15 protein-coding genes are annotated in these 17,010 nt (G+C 64.2%); 3 read left to right on the forward strand and 12 right to left on the reverse strand.

All coding sequences use genetic code 11. The annotated features are described in order from the left end of the window. Positions 1–23: 23 nt before the first annotated feature. Together AAHM40_RS17115 and AAHM40_RS17120 are read right to left on the reverse strand one after the other, a co-directional pair. Positions 24–1,946, reverse strand: a complete 1,923-nt coding sequence (locus AAHM40_RS17115; protein ID WP_342245714.1) for a DUF1302 domain-containing protein — start codon at positions 1,944–1,946, stop codon at positions 24–26. A 133-nt stretch (positions 1,947–2,079) separates the two neighbouring features. Continuing rightward, the gene (locus AAHM40_RS17120; protein WP_342245715.1) at positions 2,080–2,643 is read right to left on the reverse strand and encodes an RBBP9/YdeN family alpha/beta hydrolase; all 564 of its coding nucleotides are present in this window, start codon (positions 2,641–2,643) and stop codon (positions 2,080–2,082) included. Positions 2,644–3,018: 375 nt separating this feature from the next. Here AAHM40_RS17120 and AAHM40_RS17125 point away from each other — a divergent pair, with 375 nt between their 5' ends. Continuing rightward, a complete protein-coding gene (locus AAHM40_RS17125) occupies positions 3,019–4,023 on the forward strand; it encodes an AraC family transcriptional regulator (protein ID WP_342245732.1) in 1,005 nt (334 codons plus the stop codon). Positions 4,024–4,297: 274 nt separating this feature from the next. Here the strand turns inward: AAHM40_RS17125 and AAHM40_RS17130 are convergent, their stop codons facing one another. The 8 genes from AAHM40_RS17130 to AAHM40_RS17165 form a co-directional block, all read right to left on the reverse strand. Continuing rightward, a complete protein-coding gene (locus AAHM40_RS17130) occupies positions 4,298–5,308 on the reverse strand; it encodes a YeiH family protein (protein WP_342245716.1) in 1,011 nt (336 codons plus the stop codon). Further along, positions 5,290–5,640: a Rieske (2Fe-2S) protein gene (locus tag AAHM40_RS17135; protein ID WP_342245717.1), complete on the reverse strand. Its 351-nt coding sequence runs from the start codon at positions 5,638–5,640 to the stop codon at positions 5,290–5,292. Before AAHM40_RS17135 ends, AAHM40_RS17130 begins: the two co-directional genes overlap by 19 nt. Next, a complete protein-coding gene (locus tag AAHM40_RS17140; RefSeq protein ID WP_342245718.1) occupies positions 5,637–6,305 on the reverse strand; it encodes a DsbA family oxidoreductase in 669 nt (222 codons plus the stop codon). The genes AAHM40_RS17135 and AAHM40_RS17140 overlap by 4 nt, the downstream gene beginning before the upstream one ends. After that, the gene (locus tag AAHM40_RS17145) at positions 6,302–7,606 is read right to left on the reverse strand and encodes an MFS transporter (RefSeq protein WP_342245719.1); all 1,305 of its coding nucleotides are present in this window, start codon (positions 7,604–7,606) and stop codon (positions 6,302–6,304) included. The genes AAHM40_RS17140 and AAHM40_RS17145 overlap by 4 nt, the downstream gene beginning before the upstream one ends. 160 nt (positions 7,607–7,766) lie before the next feature. Beyond that, entirely contained in the window at positions 7,767–8,819 is a 1,053-nt protein-coding gene (locus AAHM40_RS17150; protein WP_342245720.1) for a 3-keto-5-aminohexanoate cleavage protein, read from the reverse strand. 69 nt (positions 8,820–8,888) lie between these two features. Further along, entirely contained in the window at positions 8,889–9,737 is an 849-nt protein-coding gene (locus tag AAHM40_RS17155) for a TauD/TfdA dioxygenase family protein (protein ID WP_342245721.1), read from the reverse strand. A gap of 11 nt (positions 9,738–9,748) precedes the next feature. Continuing rightward, entirely contained in the window at positions 9,749–10,729 is a 981-nt protein-coding gene (locus AAHM40_RS17160; protein WP_342245722.1) for a quinone oxidoreductase family protein, read from the reverse strand. Positions 10,730–10,888: 159 nt separating this feature from the next. Next, positions 10,889–11,899 (reverse strand): hypothetical protein, encoded by a 1,011-nt coding sequence (locus tag AAHM40_RS17165; RefSeq protein ID WP_342245723.1) that lies wholly within the window; start codon positions 11,897–11,899, stop codon positions 10,889–10,891. 284 nt (positions 11,900–12,183) lie between these two features. On the opposite strand from AAHM40_RS17165, the gene AAHM40_RS17170 reads away from it, so the two are divergent. Further along, positions 12,184–12,510 carry a hypothetical protein gene (locus tag AAHM40_RS17170; protein WP_342245724.1) on the forward strand — a complete coding sequence of 109 codons (327 nt, stop codon included), beginning with the start codon at positions 12,184–12,186 and terminating at the stop codon, positions 12,508–12,510. 41 nt (positions 12,511–12,551) lie between these two features. Here the strand turns inward: AAHM40_RS17170 and prpD are convergent, their stop codons facing one another. Next, a complete protein-coding gene (gene prpD, locus AAHM40_RS17175) occupies positions 12,552–14,036 on the reverse strand; it encodes a 2-methylcitrate dehydratase (protein WP_342245725.1) in 1,485 nt (494 codons plus the stop codon). Between the two features lie 142 nt (positions 14,037–14,178). Here prpD and AAHM40_RS17180 point away from each other — a divergent pair, with 142 nt between their 5' ends. Next, positions 14,179–14,322, forward strand: coding sequence for a hypothetical protein (locus AAHM40_RS17180; RefSeq protein ID WP_342245726.1), 144 nt, complete (start codon positions 14,179–14,181; stop codon positions 14,320–14,322). Between the two features lie 110 nt (positions 14,323–14,432). On the opposite strand, the gene AAHM40_RS17185 is transcribed toward AAHM40_RS17180, so the two are convergent. After that, positions 14,433–16,820, reverse strand: coding sequence for a TonB-dependent siderophore receptor (locus AAHM40_RS17185; RefSeq protein ID WP_342245733.1), 2,388 nt, complete (start codon positions 16,818–16,820; stop codon positions 14,433–14,435). Positions 16,821–17,010: the final 190 nt, after the last annotated feature.

Genomic DNA, 17,010 nt, shown 5'->3' on the forward strand with positions numbered 1-17,010 from the left:
CGGGTTGCGAGCAATGCGGATTATCAGAAGGTGGTCTTTAAGGTCAGGTACACCGCGCCACGGTCTTCCGTGGTAGCCCCGCCGCCGGAGAAGGAGGAATAGCCCCCGGCGTAGCAGGTGTAGCGCTGCGTGGCATCCAGTGCGTTAGGTGTCGAGCCGTCTGTGGCTCCGTTGGTGCATTTCTCGGCATCGCCGAAAGAGTCCACGTACTTCAGGTCAACGAAGTACTGGTTGTAGATCGCCGCGCCGACACCGACCGAGTAGGTTCCGGTGTCTTCGGCGCCGCCACCCTGGACCGGGGACACGCCATCCAGGCCGACGTTCACGGACATCGGCGCGGAGAGGTCGACGCCCGGGAACACCTGGTACCAGGTGGGCGTGAAGTTCACCGCCAGGCCCCAGTTGTCACGGGTCGGCTTGTCGATGCCACGGTAGCTGTCGTCGCCCTTGTAGAGCGCCTCGTTCTGGCTATCGAGCTTCAGCAGGTTGCTGTAGTAGAGCTCGCCCAGCAGGGTCGCCGCGTCGAACAGCGGCGTATCGCCGATGGCCATCAGGCCGTTGACCGTCCAGTGCAGGGTGTCGCCGGTGGCGCTCATGCTGTCGCCACTGCTCGGCAGGTCGGTGACGACGCCGGTACCGGGTACACGCGCCGGCAGCAGGCCGAGGCCGGCGGCCAGGCCGCCGGGGCCCGAAGCACTGACGATGGCCGGGATGCTCGCCAGCGGCATGTTGTGGCGGATGTTCAGGTCACTGGACACACTGATGCCGGCGATGTCCTTGGACAGACTCAGACCGAAGATGTCGATGTCGTCGCCATAGGCGAACTTGTAGTTGGTGGTGCGGATGGAGTTCTGCACGTTGGCGATGGGGCCGCCCGTACCGCGCGCTGTCAGCCCGGTGCCATCGAGCACGGCTTGCGGGAGGATTTCCGAGGTGTTGCGGTAGTAAGCGCCGAGTGTGCCGTCCAGCCACTCCGGCGACCACTTGAGCATCAGGCCCCAGTCACCGCGCTTGTCCGGCGTGATGTCGTGGCCGCGGCGGATGGTGGTCAAGGTGCCGTTCGCCCCCGCCAGGCCCGGACCGCCAGTGTGGCCAAGCAGGAACGACTGGGCGCCGAACCCGACCAGGTCGGAACTGCCGTAGTAGGTGCCGGCCTCGGGCAGGCGAGCGGCATCCCAGTCGAGGAAATACTGGGCGGCCACGGTCAGTTCCGGGTTGATGGTGAAGGAAGTGGACACCTGGTTACGTGGTACGAACAGCTCCTTGGCCTCGGTGCCCGGCGCTGCGGAGAGCTTGGCCAGGTCCAGGCCGGACTGGCCATAGCTGATGCCATGCACCGGGTTGAGGATGGTCTCGCCCCAGTAAACGTTGTGCTGGCCGGCCTTGATGCTGAACATCGACTCGTCGCCCACTTCGGTGCTGTAGAACACGAAGGCGTCGAGGATCTCGCCGGACGGGCCGCTGTAGTAGCGCTGGGCGTAGTTGGAAAGGTGCGGGCTGCCGAACGCCGGGTTGCGGGTGCTCGGCTGGCCGACGATGCTGGAAAACGCGTCGTTGCCGTTGACGAACGGGTTGGAGTTGGAGCCGGTATTGTCGTAGGCCTTGTCGTACCAGCTGGCAGCACTGACGCGGAAGCCCTTGTTGCCGCCGTGGATCACGTCCAGCTCGGTCAACAGGTCGACACGGTTGGTGATGTTGGTGCCGGAGCGACGGAAGTTGTAGTCGCCGTCGTTGTTGTTCGGCGTGGCCAGCATGCGCTTGTCCGCGCTCTCGGTGCGCACGCCGTAGTTGTACTTCACGGTGTTGTCGAAGCGTATCGACCAATCCGGGTTACCGGTGTCGACTTCGAAGGCCTGCACCATGGCCGGTGCGCCCATCCCGGCGGCAATGGCCGAGGCGAGCAGGCACCTGCGCAAGTTGAGGTTGTGATTGTTCTTGTACTTCATGCGTTGGCTCCGCTTCTTGTTGTAATCGCTACCGCAACCTTTCCGTGCTCCCTGCTTCGTTGACGCGCAGTCGGTTGCATCGCCGCGCGCTGTATTCGCCAGTCTCCCCGGCCGAAATCGATCTGGTTGTGCTTCAGCGATCCAGCAGCTGGATCAGCTCATGGGCAAAAGGCCATTCGCCGTAACCCGATGCCGGGTTGAGATGTCCGACCTTGCCCAGCTCGACCAGGCTGCTGTCCCAGTCATTGGCCAGGCTGCGAACCGCTTCCAGGCTTGCCAGATGATCGTCGTCACTGGCGCAGACCAGGCTGGGGAACGGCAGCGGCTGTCGAGGCAGTGGCGTCCAACCATTGGCCTGCAGGGATTCGGGGCTCGGGTAGTTCGCCGGCCAGGTGGCATCCAGGTCCGGCGGGGTCGCCAGCAGCGCCCCCTTGATCGGCCGGCTGTAACGGGCCGCCCAGTGCGCCACCATGAGCACACCGGCGCTGTGGGCCACGAGGATTACCGGTCCCTCGATCTGCTCCAGCTCGCGCTGGATGGCCTCTACTCGGGCCGGCAGGCTCAGCTTGTCTCGCTCCAGTGGCGGTACGCTGCGCACCTTGGGCAGTTGCTCGGCCAGCAGGGTTTGCCAGTGCTCCGGCACATGCTCCCGAAGGCCCGGGACGATGAGGATGGTTGCGTTGTTGTTATCGATCACGGCATTACCCTTTTGCGTTCGATGGGATCGCCATCGCGGCGGAAGGAACTTCGTGATGCAAACAGTAGAGACGCAAGGGGGTGACCGCTTTTCATAGAACGTCAGGCGCTTCGCATTTCATGACAGCGCGATTTTGCCCCGCCTTACGGTGCATTCGAGGACCACGCCCGCCGTCCGTGGCCTGGGCCAATTTCCAGGGATTGGCTTTACTTTCATCTGGCCGGAACGAGGAAAAATGCCGGCGTTGTCATGAAAGACAAATTCAAAGACTATCGGCGCCGACAGACTCACTTCGCTTTATCTGACAAGAACAATCGGTGCATGCCTACAGGCCAGCTCCGATACAACGACAGCGTGGCGATCGACATGACCCCAATGGTTCGCGCGGCGGCCCTCACCAACTACATGGAAGTGGCCCAACACCTCGGCCTCAACCCGCAACAGATGCTGCGCCAGGCGGGCCTCAGCCAGGCACTGATAGAGAACCCCGACCAACGCCTGCCCACCTCGGCGGCCGCCACCCTGCTGGAAGACTCCGCTCGCATTAGTGGCTGCCTCACCTTCGGCTTGCGCATGGCCGAGTCCCGCCAGTTATCCGATTTCGGCGTTATCAGTCTGCTGCTCTCGCACCAGCCAACCCTGCGCGATGCCCTGGAAACCATCGTGCAGTACCGCCACCTGCTCAACGAATCCCTGGCGTTGTTCGTGGACGAGGTCGGCAAGACCGTGGTCCTGCGCGAGGAAATCATCACCGACCCGCCGGTACCCATTCGCCAGGGCATGGAACTGGCCATTGGCGTCCTGTTCCGCATGTGCAGCGCCCTGCTCGGCTCGGGCTGGCGCCCGCTTTCGGTGAATTTCAGCCACGACGCACCGCCGGACCTGCAACTGCATCGGCGTGTCTTCGGCTGCAAGGTGGAGTTCGGCAGCGAGTTCAACGGCATCGTCTGCCAGGCCTCGGACCTGGACAAAGCCAACCCCCTGGCCGACCCGGCCATGGCCCGGCACGCCCTCCGTCTGGTGGAGACACTACCCGGCGCCGCCAAGCAATCCACCCTGAACGATGTACGCAAGGCCATCTACCTGCTGCTGCCCATGGGGCGCGCCACCATCGAACAGATCGCCCAGTCCATGGGGTTGAACGTGCGGACCCTGCAGCGCCGGCTCGAAGACAGCCAAGTGACCTTCTCCGACCTGATCAACGATGTGCGACGCGACCTGGTCCTGCGCTATATGGAAAACCCGCGCTACTCCCTCGGCCGTATCGCCGACCTGCTGGGCTACTCGGTGCCCAGCTCCTTCACCCGCTGGTTCACCACCCAGTTCGGCAGTTCGCCGGCGGCGTGGCGGCGGGAGCACCAGGTGAAAACAGAAGAGTAAGCAACGCACTTGCAGTCCGTAGGAGGGTGTAGAGCGAAGCGAAACCCATCACCACGAAACCCATTGACCGTGCCCGCATGTCATTCCCTGTTGGGCTTCGCTGCGCTCTGCGCCAACCTGCGGGGGCCTGCGGCCTCCTTCGCCTATGAATTCGCGCCCACCAAAAAAAGGCAAAAAAAACCGCGCTGCGAAACCCGTCCCACGAGGTTTCGGCGCGGTGAAAGCCCGCTGTGGCAGGCGTCGATGACCCCCTCACGGGAGCAGGAGTAACGCTTTAGAAACCCCAGTGCAGCATGGCCAGGACCAGGGCGGCGAGGAATGCGGTTTCACCCACCATCAGCAGGATCGGCTTGATGCCCACCGCGGCCAGCTCCTTGAGCTGGGTCTTCATCCCCAATGCGCTGATGGCGATTACCAGGCACCAGCGCGACAGTTCGTTGCCGGCATCCTGCACCACCGGCGGAATCACGCCCGTGCTGTTGGTGGCGGCCAGCACCACGAAGCCCACTGCGAACCAGGGCAGCAGCGGAGGCCGCTTGCTGCCGGGTTCGGCGCCACGAAGTCGGGTGATCATGGCGGCACAGAGAATCACCGGCAGCAACATGGCGACCCGCATCAGCTTGACCACCGTGGCGCTGTCGCCGGTTTCGTGGGACATGCTGTAGCCGGCGCCGACCACCTGGGCCACGTCATGGATGGTGCCGCCGATGAACAGCCCGGCGTGCAGCGGCGACAGGCCGAGGGCCTGGGCGATCATCGGGTAGAGGATCATCGCCAGGGTGGACAGTGCCGACACACCGATCACGGTAAACAGCGTGGCTCGCTCTTTCTGGGGATGGCTGGGCAGCGCCGCCGCCAGGGCCAGGGCCGCCGATGCGCCGCAGATGGCAGTGGCGCCACCGGTGAGCAAGCCGAACAGACTATTGAAGCCCAGTAGACGCGCCGCCGCGACTGACACGAGGATGGTAACCACCACCAGTGCCACCACCATGGCGACTGGCTGCCAGCCGAGGGACGCGATCTGTTCCAGGGTGATGCGGATACCCAGCAGCGCCACCCCTACCCGCAGTACTTCGCGGGCGGTGAACTCGATACCGGGTTTGCACGCGCCTTCAGTCGCCAGGAAGTTCACCGAGAGCCCCAGCAACAGGGCGAAAAGCATCACCGGAGCACCGTAGTGCTCGGAAAGGAAGGTGGCCGCCGCGGCGACCATGGCGCTGACGATCACACCGGGCATCAAGACCCGGGTACGCGACCCCAACGAGGCTATTGCAGTTGCAGACATGCGAGCGTTTCCTGCGGCCGGTGCCGCGACAAATCGATAAAACAACGGCCTTGCTGCTGCTCCACCGCATAGGTGGCGACACCAAAGCCGCTCACGCCGGGGACGCAGCCCGTGGCCAGGTCGAAGCGCAGTCCGTGGGCCGGGCAATGCAGCAGGCGCCCTTCCAGCCTGCCCGAGAACAATGAGGCGCCGTTGTGCGGACAGCTTTCGTCGATGGCATAGAGTTCGCCGCCCAGGTTGAACAGCACCAGGGACTTCCCGCCATGGCGAAACAGGCTGCGGCCACCGACCGGCGGTACCTTTTCCGCTGGGACCTCCACCCGCAGGGTCATGCCGGGCAGGCCTCCGTTGTCGGGCGCAGTTCCAGGGCGCGCTGCAGCTGGGCCAGCATCAGCCACGGCGGCTGGGCACCGGCCAAGGACGGGCGCTGGTCGATCAGGAATGAGGGCACCGCCTGGTTCGCCGGGACAGCCTCGCGGCCGACATAGGGTCGGCCATCGTCAAACAGCGCGCTTTCCAGATGGCGCGGCTCGTAGCCGCACTGCCTGGCCAGGCGCAGCAACAGCTCGCCTTGGCCGAGGTCCTCGCCCGCCTCGAAGTAACTGGCGAACAGGCGCTCCAGCAACGCGTCGACCTGCCGGGCACTGCCCTGCGCCATCGCCAGCTCCAGCAGGCGGTGGGCATTGGCGGTGTTAGGCATGGTCGTGATGCGGCGCAGGTCCATGTCCACATCAGCGTGGTACGCGGCTTCCTGCACCTGTTCCTGGCGCGCCCGCACCAGCGCCTCGCTGCCGAGCCGCTGCACGTAGAACTCCATGAAAGGCACGCCCTGCGCCGGCAGGTCGGGCAGCAACTGCACACCCCGCCAGCGGATCTCGACGGGAACGTCCGGCCGGCTCTTGGCCAAGGTGCCCAGGGCACGCTCCAGGTTGCGTTTGCCAATCAGGCACCAGGGGCAGATGAAGTCGAAGGTCATCTCGACCAGCAGCGGTTTCATGGGCGCTCCTCGCTGGCCATCATCGGTGCCAGCTTCTGAATGTCCCGGTGGTAGTGACGCTTGCCGTACCAGAACACCAGGGCTGCAGCGACGCTGATCAGCGGAACGAACTGGAAGGCGCGGTCGAGGCCGAAACTGTCAGCCAGTACACCGGTGATATACGGCCCAGGCGCCAGGCCCAACAGGTTGTTGGCCAGGGTCAGGGTGGCAAAGGCCGTACCGTGGATCGAATAGTGGGTGAGGTTGGCAACCATCGCGCCGGCCGGGCCGGATGTGCCGGTCGCCACCAGCATGGCCAGGCCGATGATCACCAGTTGCGGCAAGCCGGGCGCCATGCGGAAGGCCACGGACAGCAGCACGCAACTGATCAGGCAGTAAGCGATGGCCAGGGCGATCTTGCGGTCAGGAGCGTTGCGGCATAGTCGGTCGCTGAGGATGCCGCAGACGATCATGCCGGCGCCGCCGGTGAGCACGATAATGGCCGAGACCACGCCGGCCTGGTCGGTACCCATGTGGTAGTAGCGGTTCAGGTAGCTGGGGAACCACACCATCACCGCCGCCCCCACGAAGAGCTGCAGGCCGCTGCCGATGTAGGCGCAGATCACCGAATGGCTGGCGAACAGTGTCTTGAGCGGACGGCGGCACGGAAACTCGTCTGTGGCGCTGGCTGCCGGCAGCGGAGTGCCAAGGCGCGACTGCTTGACCACCAGTGGATAGATCACCGCCAGCGCCATGCCGAAGAACGCCATGCCGGCAAAGGACCAGCGCCAGCCCAGTTTCTCGGCGAGGATGCCGCCCAGCGCCATGCCCAGCACCGAGCCAAACATTCCACCTGCCATGAAGGCACCGGTCACGGTGGCGCGCAATTGCCTGGGAAAGACAGACAGCACCACGGCGATGCCAACGCTGCCATAGGCCGCCTCGCCGACACCCACCAGGAAACGGGCAATGAACATGTGCTCGTAGTTCTTTGCCAGGCCGCAGCCCAGGGTTGCCAGGCTCCAGAGCATGGCCATCAGCACCAGGCTCTTTACCCGGCCAAAGCGGTCGGCAAGGAGCGACAGTGGGAAGGTCAGCAGACCCACCATCAAGGCGACGATGCCGCTGAGCAGACCGAGCTGGGAGTCAGTCAGCGTCCACTCGGACTTGAGCAGCGGGAAGACCGCGTTGAGGACCTGCCGCGACATGTAGTCGGAAATCAGCAGGCCGAACGTCAGGGCGAACACCACCCAGGCGTAGGTACGAGGGACGTTCACGGCCGAGTCGTCGAACTCGGTGGCGGCAGTAGCATGGAAAGCCATTGGATTACCTTGAGTGTGCGTATTGTTGTTCTTGTCACGCTGAGTTCAGTAGGAAAACGGCCTTCGCGCGGCGTTTTTTCCTACTGAACCAAACTGGCGGAACGGCGGATCGCCGCTCCACCTGGGCCGGCCTTGTGAGCCGGCCTTTGGTCTACGCGGGTCAGGCACGCATGGGAACGTGCTTCTGGCCCGGCTGGCGGTTCGGTGCCATGCCGTTCATGCGCAGGGTTTCTTCCACGTCCTTGTACTCCACGCCGATCTTGTAGATCTCACGCGCTTCCTTGCCGCTGGCGATTTCGCGACCCAGCTCGTGGGCGATGCGCACGGTCTGCTGGATCTGCTGCACGGAGCTGAAGCGCTTGCCGTGCTGGTCGATGATGGTGTCCTCGATGCCTACGCGCGGGTGCAGGCCCATGGCCAGTGCCATGGTGTTGAACGGCAGCACGTTCTTCAGCAGCGATTCGGCAGTGAGGGTGCCGCCATTCGGGGCGCGGTGGATGAAGTTGAAGAAGTTGAACGGGTTAGGGCCGTCGAAGCCGCCGCCGATACCGATCCAGGTCAGGTTCAGCGGGCCCTTGTAGACGCCCTTGCGCACCAGGCGCTCGAGGGTTTCCAGGGCATGCATGCCGGTGAGCTGGAAGTGCGGCTGGATGCCATTGGCCATCAGGCGCTTGAGGTGCTCTTCGACCCAAGCCGGGCCGGCCGGTACGGTCATCTCACTGTAGGCGGCCTGGTAGACCGGGTTCTCCAGGGAGGTGCCCTTCAAGTACTCCGGATAGAGCAGCTCCATGATGTTCATCTGGGTGGTGTTGATGGCCACGGTGACCTGGTCGGGCTTCGGGGTCAGCTCGGCCAGCATGTGGCGGGTATCGTCGGACAGCCACTTGGCCGCCTCGCCTTCACCCTCGGGGGCGAAGGAAATGGAGCCGCCCACCTGGATGATCATGTCCGGCACCGCTTCGCGTACACCGGCGATCAGCTCGTTGAACTTCGACAGGCGCTTGGAGCCTGTGCCATCGAGTTCGCGTACGTGCAGGTGCAGCACGGTGGCGCCGGCCTCATAGCAGTCCACGGCCTTCTGCACCTGTTCGTCCATGGTCACCGGGATGTCTTCGGGGAAGTCGGCCGGCATCCACTCAGGGCCATAGGGCGCCACGGTGATGACCACTTTTTCCATGTTTTCCGGGTGCAGGGAATCGTCGAAGAATTGCATGGGAATGTCCTCGGTATGTTTTTATTCAGTAGTCCCGGCCGGGTTATGTCCGGCCGGGCGAATCGGTGGTCAGTAAGGCGTGTCGCCGATGATCCCGGCACGCTCCATCTTGCGGACGCAGGGCGGGTAATCCATCACGGCGTAATGCTGGGTGGAGCGGTTGTCCCAGATGGCCACGCTGTTCCTCTTCCAGCGCCAGCGCACCTGGTACTCCGGGATGTAGGCCTGGCTGACCAGATAGCGCAGCAGGTCGCTGCCGCCCATGCTGTAGTCCTGGCCGTAGCGGACATGTTCCGGCGTATGGAAGTTGGTGAAGTGCGTAGCAAAGGCGTTGACGAACAGCACCTTTTCGCCGGTTTCCGGATGGGTGCGCACCACCGGGTGCTCGGCATCCGGGTACATGGCCTTGAGCGCCAGGCGCTTTTCAGCGGGCATGGCCGCACCGAAGCTGGCCTCGATGCTGTGGCGGGCGCGCAAACCCTCGATGCGCTGCTTCACATCCTCGGGAAGCTTCTCGTAGGCCAGCGCCATGTTCGCCCACATGGTGTCGCCGCCCACCGGCGGGCATTCCACGCAGCGCAGCACGCAGCCCATTGGCGGTGCGTCGCGCCAGGTGGCGTCGGTGTGCCAGGCATTCTCGTAGCGGTCGTTGGGCTGGTCGGGATTCTTGTAGATGCGTACCAGGCCGGGATGCTCCGGGTCACTGCCCGCCACCGGGTGGTCTTCCAGCTCGCCGAAACGACGGGCGAAGGCCACATGCTCGGCGCGGCTGATGTCCTGATCACGCAGGAACAGCACTTTGTGCTGGAGCAGCAGCGCCTTGATCTCGGCGAACAGGCCGTCGTCGCGTGACGCATCGCCCAGGTTCACACCGCTGATCTCGGCACCGATGGCGCAGGTGAGTTGCTCGACTTTCATGGTCAGCGGCCTCAGATGACGAAAATGGACGAACCGGTGGTCTTGCGCGACTCGAGGTCCCGATGGGCCTGGACCGCATCTTCCAGCGCGTAATGCTGGTTGATGTCGATGTTGATGCGACCGCTGCCGACGTGGTCGAACAGTTCGCCCACCAGGTCAGCCTTCTCGGCCGGATCGGCGATGTAGTCGGCCAGGGCCGGCCGGGTGATGAACAGCGAGCCCTTCATGGCCAGCAGCACCGGGTCGAAGGCCGGAATCGGGCCGGAGGCGGTGCCGACGCAGACCAGCAGACCGCGACGCTTGAGCGAATCCAGGGAGGCGTTGAAGGTGTTCTTGCCCACGCTGTCGAAGACCACGTCTACGCCGCGCCCGCCAGTCAGCTCACGTACGCGCTTGGCGATGTCTTCGTCGCTGTAGTTGATCACGTGGTCGCAGCCGTGGGCCCGGGCGACTTCTGCCTTGGCTTTGGTGGAAACGGTACCGATCACGGTAAGGCCGAGCAGCTTGGCCCATTGCGAAACGATCAGCCCCACACCGCCAGCGGCGGCGTGCAGGAGGATGCTGTCGCCTTCCTTGAAGTCGTGGATGCGACGCATCAGGTAGGCCGACGTGAGGCCGCGCATGGTCATGGCGGCGGCCGTCTCGAAGGCGATGGTTTCGGGCAGCTTGATCAGCGGTGCCGCCGACACCAGACGCTCGGTGCTGTAAGCCCCGAGGGTGTTGAGGAAGCCGGTGTAGGTCACGCGATCACCCAGGGCGACGTTGCTCACGCCCTCGCCCACTGCCACGACCACGCCAGCGGCTTCCACGCCGATGCCGTTGGGCAGCGGAATGGGATAGGTACCATTGCGGAAATAGGTGTCGGCGTAGTTCAACCCTACGGCAACGTGCCGGATACGGACTTCACCGGGGCCAGGGTCAGCAACCTCGACCTCTTCGTAGCGAAGTACTTCCGGACCCCCGGTCTCATAGAAACGAACGGCTTTGGCCATGCCTTACTCTCCAATCTCGATTCTTGTAGTCGGGTCACGGACCCATGGATTGGACTCTAGGCATCCCCCCCTCTGGCTGCTTCTCATAGGGCGTCAGGCGCTTCGCATTTCATGACAGGCCTGTGAGGGCGGCAAGGAAGCCGCGAGGCCCACGGCGGATTATTCGGCAGGAATCACTCGCGGCAGCGGCTGGAACTGGATGGGCTGGGTCCTGGTCTGCGTCAGGTTGCCTTCCACCTGTCCGGAGAGGTGGATAACGCCGGCCATCACCCCCACTTCCGGGTTGCGCATCAGCTCCAGCCACTCTTCGTCGAAGGCTTGGTTGAGGCTCTTGCGCAAGGTCGCTTCACGGTCAGTCCGCCCTTCCTCATTGAGCATCGCGCTGATGCCGGTGAAGCCAAGGGACAACACCGGGCCAGCGACGCGCCCCATGAAGCTGGTGGCGAAGCTGGCGGCACCGCTGGTCGCCAGCTCCGATTCCAGCTGCTGGCTGGTGTCCCGGGTGATGCGCGACAGGCCGTCATCGGTGGCCCAGGCTCCGGCGCCGCCCGGCGCATCGCGGATCCTGTCCATGAGCGAGGCATAGGCTGGCAGTTCCTCCAGCGGGTCAGCCTTCAGTACTTGGTAGAGGGATGCGCTATGGCCCGGAGGCGCCATCTCGATGGCCGGGATCTTCTGCAGATGCTGGGCGAACTGGTCGTCGGGCACGCCGAAACGCTGGGGAATAACTTGCAGACGCTCATCGAGCTGCTGGATGTAGGTTCGCGTGGCCTGCTCCATGATGTCGTCCGGATCGAGCTCGCGAGCAACCGGCTGCAGCACCTGCTCGTCGTATTCCTCCTGCAGATAGGCGGCCAGCCGGTTCACCGTTTGTTCCCGTTCGCCGTCGGAACTCAGGCGATACCAGCCCACCTTCATGCTCAGCCACTTGCGGGTCCAGAAACTGGAGAACCAGGGAAGGAATTCGCTATCGGTTTGCCGGTAGACCAGGTCCATCCAGCGCTCCATGGAGTCCTGGGCGTAGCGGCGAGCCTGGCTGGTGGCCGCCAGGGAAGCGGCGGCGATGTCCCGGTCCACCCGGTTCCAGGTGGCCTGGGATACCACCACAGGAGGTGGCTCGGGTTTCGACGCGCACCCGCCGAGCGTCAGCGCCAGGATGACGATCAACATCGAAAGCAGCGTACCCGGGGTTCCGAGGAGCCTGCCGGGCACCTGTTCCACTCGGGTCCCAAGGGAAACTTGCGCAGCACTCATGAGGGTTCGCCCGCCCCGTGGGCCATTCAGCCCAGGTCCTCTGAGTATAGGTACCCCGTCCCTCCCCCGCTCCGTTGTCGGACACGCTGCACCACGGAGCAAAAATGCCGCCGCGCGGTCTTAATCGTCGCCAGGTCGAGCAATGCGATGAGCGCGTGGACACTGGCCAACTCCAGTCGTATCGGAATCGAGGTAAAGCAATGAAAACAGGCCCGCTAGTGGGTGTGTTTGTTCTGGTCGCAGCCCTTGCCGGCACTGCGCAAAGTGCCCAGGCCGACCACAGATGGGACAGGGACGACGGCAGGGTCGAGCGGTATCGCGATGGCCCCTGCCGGGTAAAGGAAATCACCGACCGCGGTTACTTCAGGAAAGTCATCCGGTGCCCGGACGGTCGTGGCAAGACCTGGCGACGCGGCGACTGGCACCGCGACTACCGCGAAGGCGCCTGCCGAGTCCGCATCAGCGCCTCCCGCGAAGTATTCGACAAGGAAAAGGTCTGTCGCGGGCGAAACCATTACGACGACTGATCGCTCCGGGACCGGCCAGTCGCGCCGGTCCCATTCCCGCCTCAGATCACGAACAACTCGACGAATCGCTCCACCGGCATCGCCTCAAGGGCGGCCTGGTCCTTGCACTGGGCGAGGACCACGGCGCAACGCTGGGGCGCCAGGCGGGTCGCCAGGCTGGCTTTGAACTTCGCTTCCAGCAAGGGCATCCCTTCGCTGCGCCGCCGGCGGTGGCCGATGGGGTACTCGACCTCAACCTTGTCCGTGCTCCGTCCATCCTTGTAGAACACCTGCACGGCATTGGCGATGGAGCGCTTGTCGGGTTCCAGGTATTCGCGGCTGTAGCGCGGGTCCTCGATCACCTCCATGCGTTCGCGCAGGCGGTCGATGATCGGGTGGGCCTGATGGAATCCGTCTTCATAGTGCTCGGCGGTCAGGTCGCCAAAGGCCAGGGCAACCGCTGTCATGTACTGCAGGCAGTGATCGCGGTCGGCGGCATTGGCCAGGACACCCTCCTTGGCAATGATGCGGATGGCCGACTCCTGGGTATTGATGACGATACGATCGATTTCGGTGACGCGGTTGCGGACCAGCGGATGCAGGCGCACCGCTGCTTCGCAGGCCGTCTGCCCATGGAACTCCGCCGGGTAGCTGACCTTGAACAGGATGTTTTCCATCACATAGCTGCCGAAGGGCTGGGGTAGGCTGAAACGGTGCTGTGCCGAGGGTTTGGTCGCCAGGTCCTTGTTGGTGTGGCTGAAGGACACGTCGTAGAAACCCCATTGGGGCGCCCCCAGCACACCGGGAACACCCATCTCGCCGCGCAGGGCGATATCCGCCAGGCGCACGCCCCGACTGGTGGCATCCCCAGCCGCCCAGGACTTGCGCGATCCGGCGTTCGGCGAATGGCGGTAGGTGCGCAGGGCCTGCCCATCTACCAGAGCGTGGGAAATGGCCGAGAGCAGTTGCTCACGGGTCGCCCCCATCAACCAGGCGCACACTGCGGTGGAAGCCAGTTTGACCAGCACCACATGGTCCAGGCCGACGCGATTGAAGGAATTCTCCAGGGCCATGACGCCCTGTATTTCATGAGCCTTGACCATCGCTTCAAGCACGAGGCGCATGCTCAGCGGCTGCTCGCCACGTGCCACGCGCCGCTGGGACAGGTGGTCGGCAACAGCGAGGATGCCGCCGAGGTTATCCGAAGGATGCGCCCACTCCGCCGCCAGCCAGGTGTCGTTGAAGTCCAGCCAGCGGATCATGGCGCCGAGGTCCCAGGCGGCCTTCACCGGGTCCAACCGGTAGGAGGTACCCGGCACCCTTGACCCCTGGGGCACCTGGGTGCCCTCCACCAGCGGGCCGAGCAGCTTGGTGCACTCGGGGAAGCGCAAGGCCAGCAGCGCACAGCCAAGGCTATCCATCAGGCAGTTGCGCGCGGTATCCAGCGCCTCCGCCGATTCCACGCGGTAATCCAGCACGTAGTCGGCGATGTCCTGGATCACCTGGTCGTAGGGCGGTCGCTGGTTCAAGTCGACGTTGCTGCTCATGGCCCAGCCTCTCGCTTGCCAAGTGGTCTGGACCTAGATTCCACCATCGCGCCACTCACCGATACCCGAGGCGACCGACGGCCAGCACATCCGTCGCCGTTGTGCTGGGCTTAGGGGAAGGCGCAAACCGGAGAGACCCGCGATGAGCAGCGATCCCAATGTCCGCACACCCGCCCCCAGGCCACCAGGGCCCAGCCAGCCACCGGAGCAGGTACCGGCAGCAGACGTGAAACGCATCAGCGACAAGGCACCGAGCAAGGACAAGAAGCCGGATGATTGGGAGTGAAAGCTCGAGGTGGCCCCTGATGGGTTTCACTTCGCTCAACCGCATCCTACGAGTACCGACTCGTAGCGTGGGCTTCAGCCCACCAACCCAGGTCCGTCAAGCAGCCCGCCTCAGAACCCCACGCTGGCCTGCACGTACCAGGTACGCGGCTGGCCGACGTAGATGCCCGCGTTGTTGTCGCTGGAGCGGGTGAAATACTGCTTGTCGAAGATGTTCTTCACACCCACACCCAGCTTCAGGTTGGACAACTGCTCACCGAAGTCATAAGCGCCACGCAGGTTCCACGTGACGTAGCCGGGAATGTCACCGAACTGGCCGTCGGCGGTCGGTTCAGTGATGTAGTCGCCGGTGAAGTTCCCATTGGAGTCGATACCGGTGCCCGGCGCGCGTTGGCCGGACTGGGCGTAGCCATCGAAGTTGTAGGTCCAGCGCTCGACCTGGTAACGCAGGCCGACGTTGGCCACATGGCGCGAGTAGAACGGCAGGTCGCGGGTCTTGAAGCCCGGGATGTCGCCTTCGTAGGTGGCGCGGGTGAAGGTGTAGGTACCGGTCAGGCTCAAGCCGGAGAGAATGTCGTCCAGGTTGTAGTGGCCCGACAGCTCCAGGCCCTGGTGCTTGGTGGCGCCCAGGTTGGTCCAGCCCACGTCGTTGCTGATGTACTGCAGTTCGTGGTCGAAGTCGATGTAGAACAGCGTCGCTTCACCGCCCCAGGTGTCGCCGTTGAAGCGAGTACCCACTTCGTAGGTCTTGGCTTTCTCGGGCTCCAGGCCGTTGGCCGTGCTGTCGCCAACACCGCCTTGGCCGATCTGGAAGTACTGCAGGCTACCGAACGAGGTCTCGTAGTTGGCGAACAGCTTCCACGCGTCGGAGAGGTGGTACATGACGCTGATGGCCGGCAGCGGCTCGTTGTAGTCCTTGCTGCGGTTCTTCTCCTGCACCGGCACGCCGTTGGTGCCGCGCACCGGGCGGTCATGCCAGTCGGTGTTGATGCTTTCGAAGCGGATGCCGGGGGTGATGGTCCAGTTGCCGATATCTATCTTGTCGTCGAGGTAGAAGGCGTTGGCCTCGGTGCCGCCGGTGCGGTCCTGATAGACATGGCCATCGGCCGACGGGCCGGTTGTCGGCGTCGGAACGTTATTCACCAGGCGCACCCGACTGGTCTCTTCGTGCATGGCTTCCTTCAGGTAGCGGTAACCGACGCCCACTTCATGGGTGCTGTCGCCAGCGAAGAAGATGCGCGAAACACGCGGCTCGAAACCGTAGGTGTAGTAGCTGCGCGGGAAGGAACTGAGGAAAGCCTGGTCGCGGCTGGCGAGGTTGCTGCCCCGGAAGCTGTCGCTGTAGTAGGTCAGCACCTCAAACTGGGTAACGTCATCCACCTGACGCAGGTACTTCAGCGAAACGTCCTTGCGGCGGCCACTGAAGTTGTCCCAGTCACGGTCGGACTGGAAGGGATTGTCATCGTACTGCGCCTGGGTCAGGCCGCCGGGCATGTCGGCCGTGGCGTCGTAGTAGTGAAAGTTCAGCGAGATGTCGTCCTGCTCGGTGGGCGCCCAGTGGGTCTTGAGCATCACGTCGTCGATATCGTTGCCGTTATTGCTGTCGCGGTAGCCGTCGCCATTGACGCCCGAGTAGAGCAACGCGGCGCCGACGCCGTTGTCCGCGGTGCCACCGATGAAGGCGCTGTTGAGGTACTTCCAGCCACCGTGGGCGGTGTCTTCCATGGTGGTGGACACATCGCCGGAGAATTTCTCCGGGATGGCGCGGGTGACGAAGTTGATTACGCCACCGACGTTCTGCGGGCCATAGCGAACGGAGCCGGCACCGCGTACCACATCGATGCTGTCGAGGTTGCCGAGAGAGATGGGCGCCATGGACAGCTGCGGCTGGCCGTAGGGGGCGAAGGCTGCCGGCACGCCGTCGATCAGCACGGTGGAACGGGGCGACAGGCGCGAGGTGAGGCCACGCACGCCGAAGTTCAGGGCGATGTCGCTACCGCCGGTGCCGTTGGACTCCTGTACCTGGACGCCGGGGACCGAACGCAAGGCGTCGCGCACGTTCATCGCGCCCTTCTCGATCATGGCTTCACGGCGCACGACGGTGCGGGCGCCGGGGTGGTTCTGTACCACGGCATCTTCGGCCGTACCCAGCCAGTCGCCGACGACGCTGATGCTGGACGCCGGGAGTTCCATGGCCGAGGCGCCTTCTTCGCTGGAAACCCGACGCAAAATGGCGGTGCCGTCCGCCAGGTCGAAGGTCAGGCCACTGCCGGCAAGCAGCGCGGCGAGGACCTCTTCCGGTAACAGCTTGCCGTCGACAGCCGGGGCCGCCTTGCCGGCCACCAGATCAGGACTGAAGAACAGCTGCAGCGAGGTCTGCTGGCCAAGCTGACCAAGGGCGCCAGCCAGGGACTGGGCCGGAATGTGCACTTCCTTGCGCTCGGAGGCCGCGGCGCCGAGGCTGCCCACCGCCAGGGCGACGGCCAGGCTCAGGGACAGCCAGGGCTGGCTACGAAGGGGCTTGCGAGAGGAAGCTGGCGATACCGCGTGTTGCTGTACTTCGTTGTTCACGTTCGTCCGGTCCTGAAAGAAAGCGCTATGTCTGCATGGGCTGTTGCGAGAAATTGGCCATCGGACCAAGAGCCTTGTAGGAGCTGGGGTTGCCGCGGAAAGCGGGGCTTAGGAGGCC

This window comes from Pseudomonas sp. OTU5201, assembly GCF_038440135.1.
Classification (GTDB): domain Bacteria; phylum Pseudomonadota; class Gammaproteobacteria; order Pseudomonadales; family Pseudomonadaceae; genus Metapseudomonas; species Metapseudomonas resinovorans.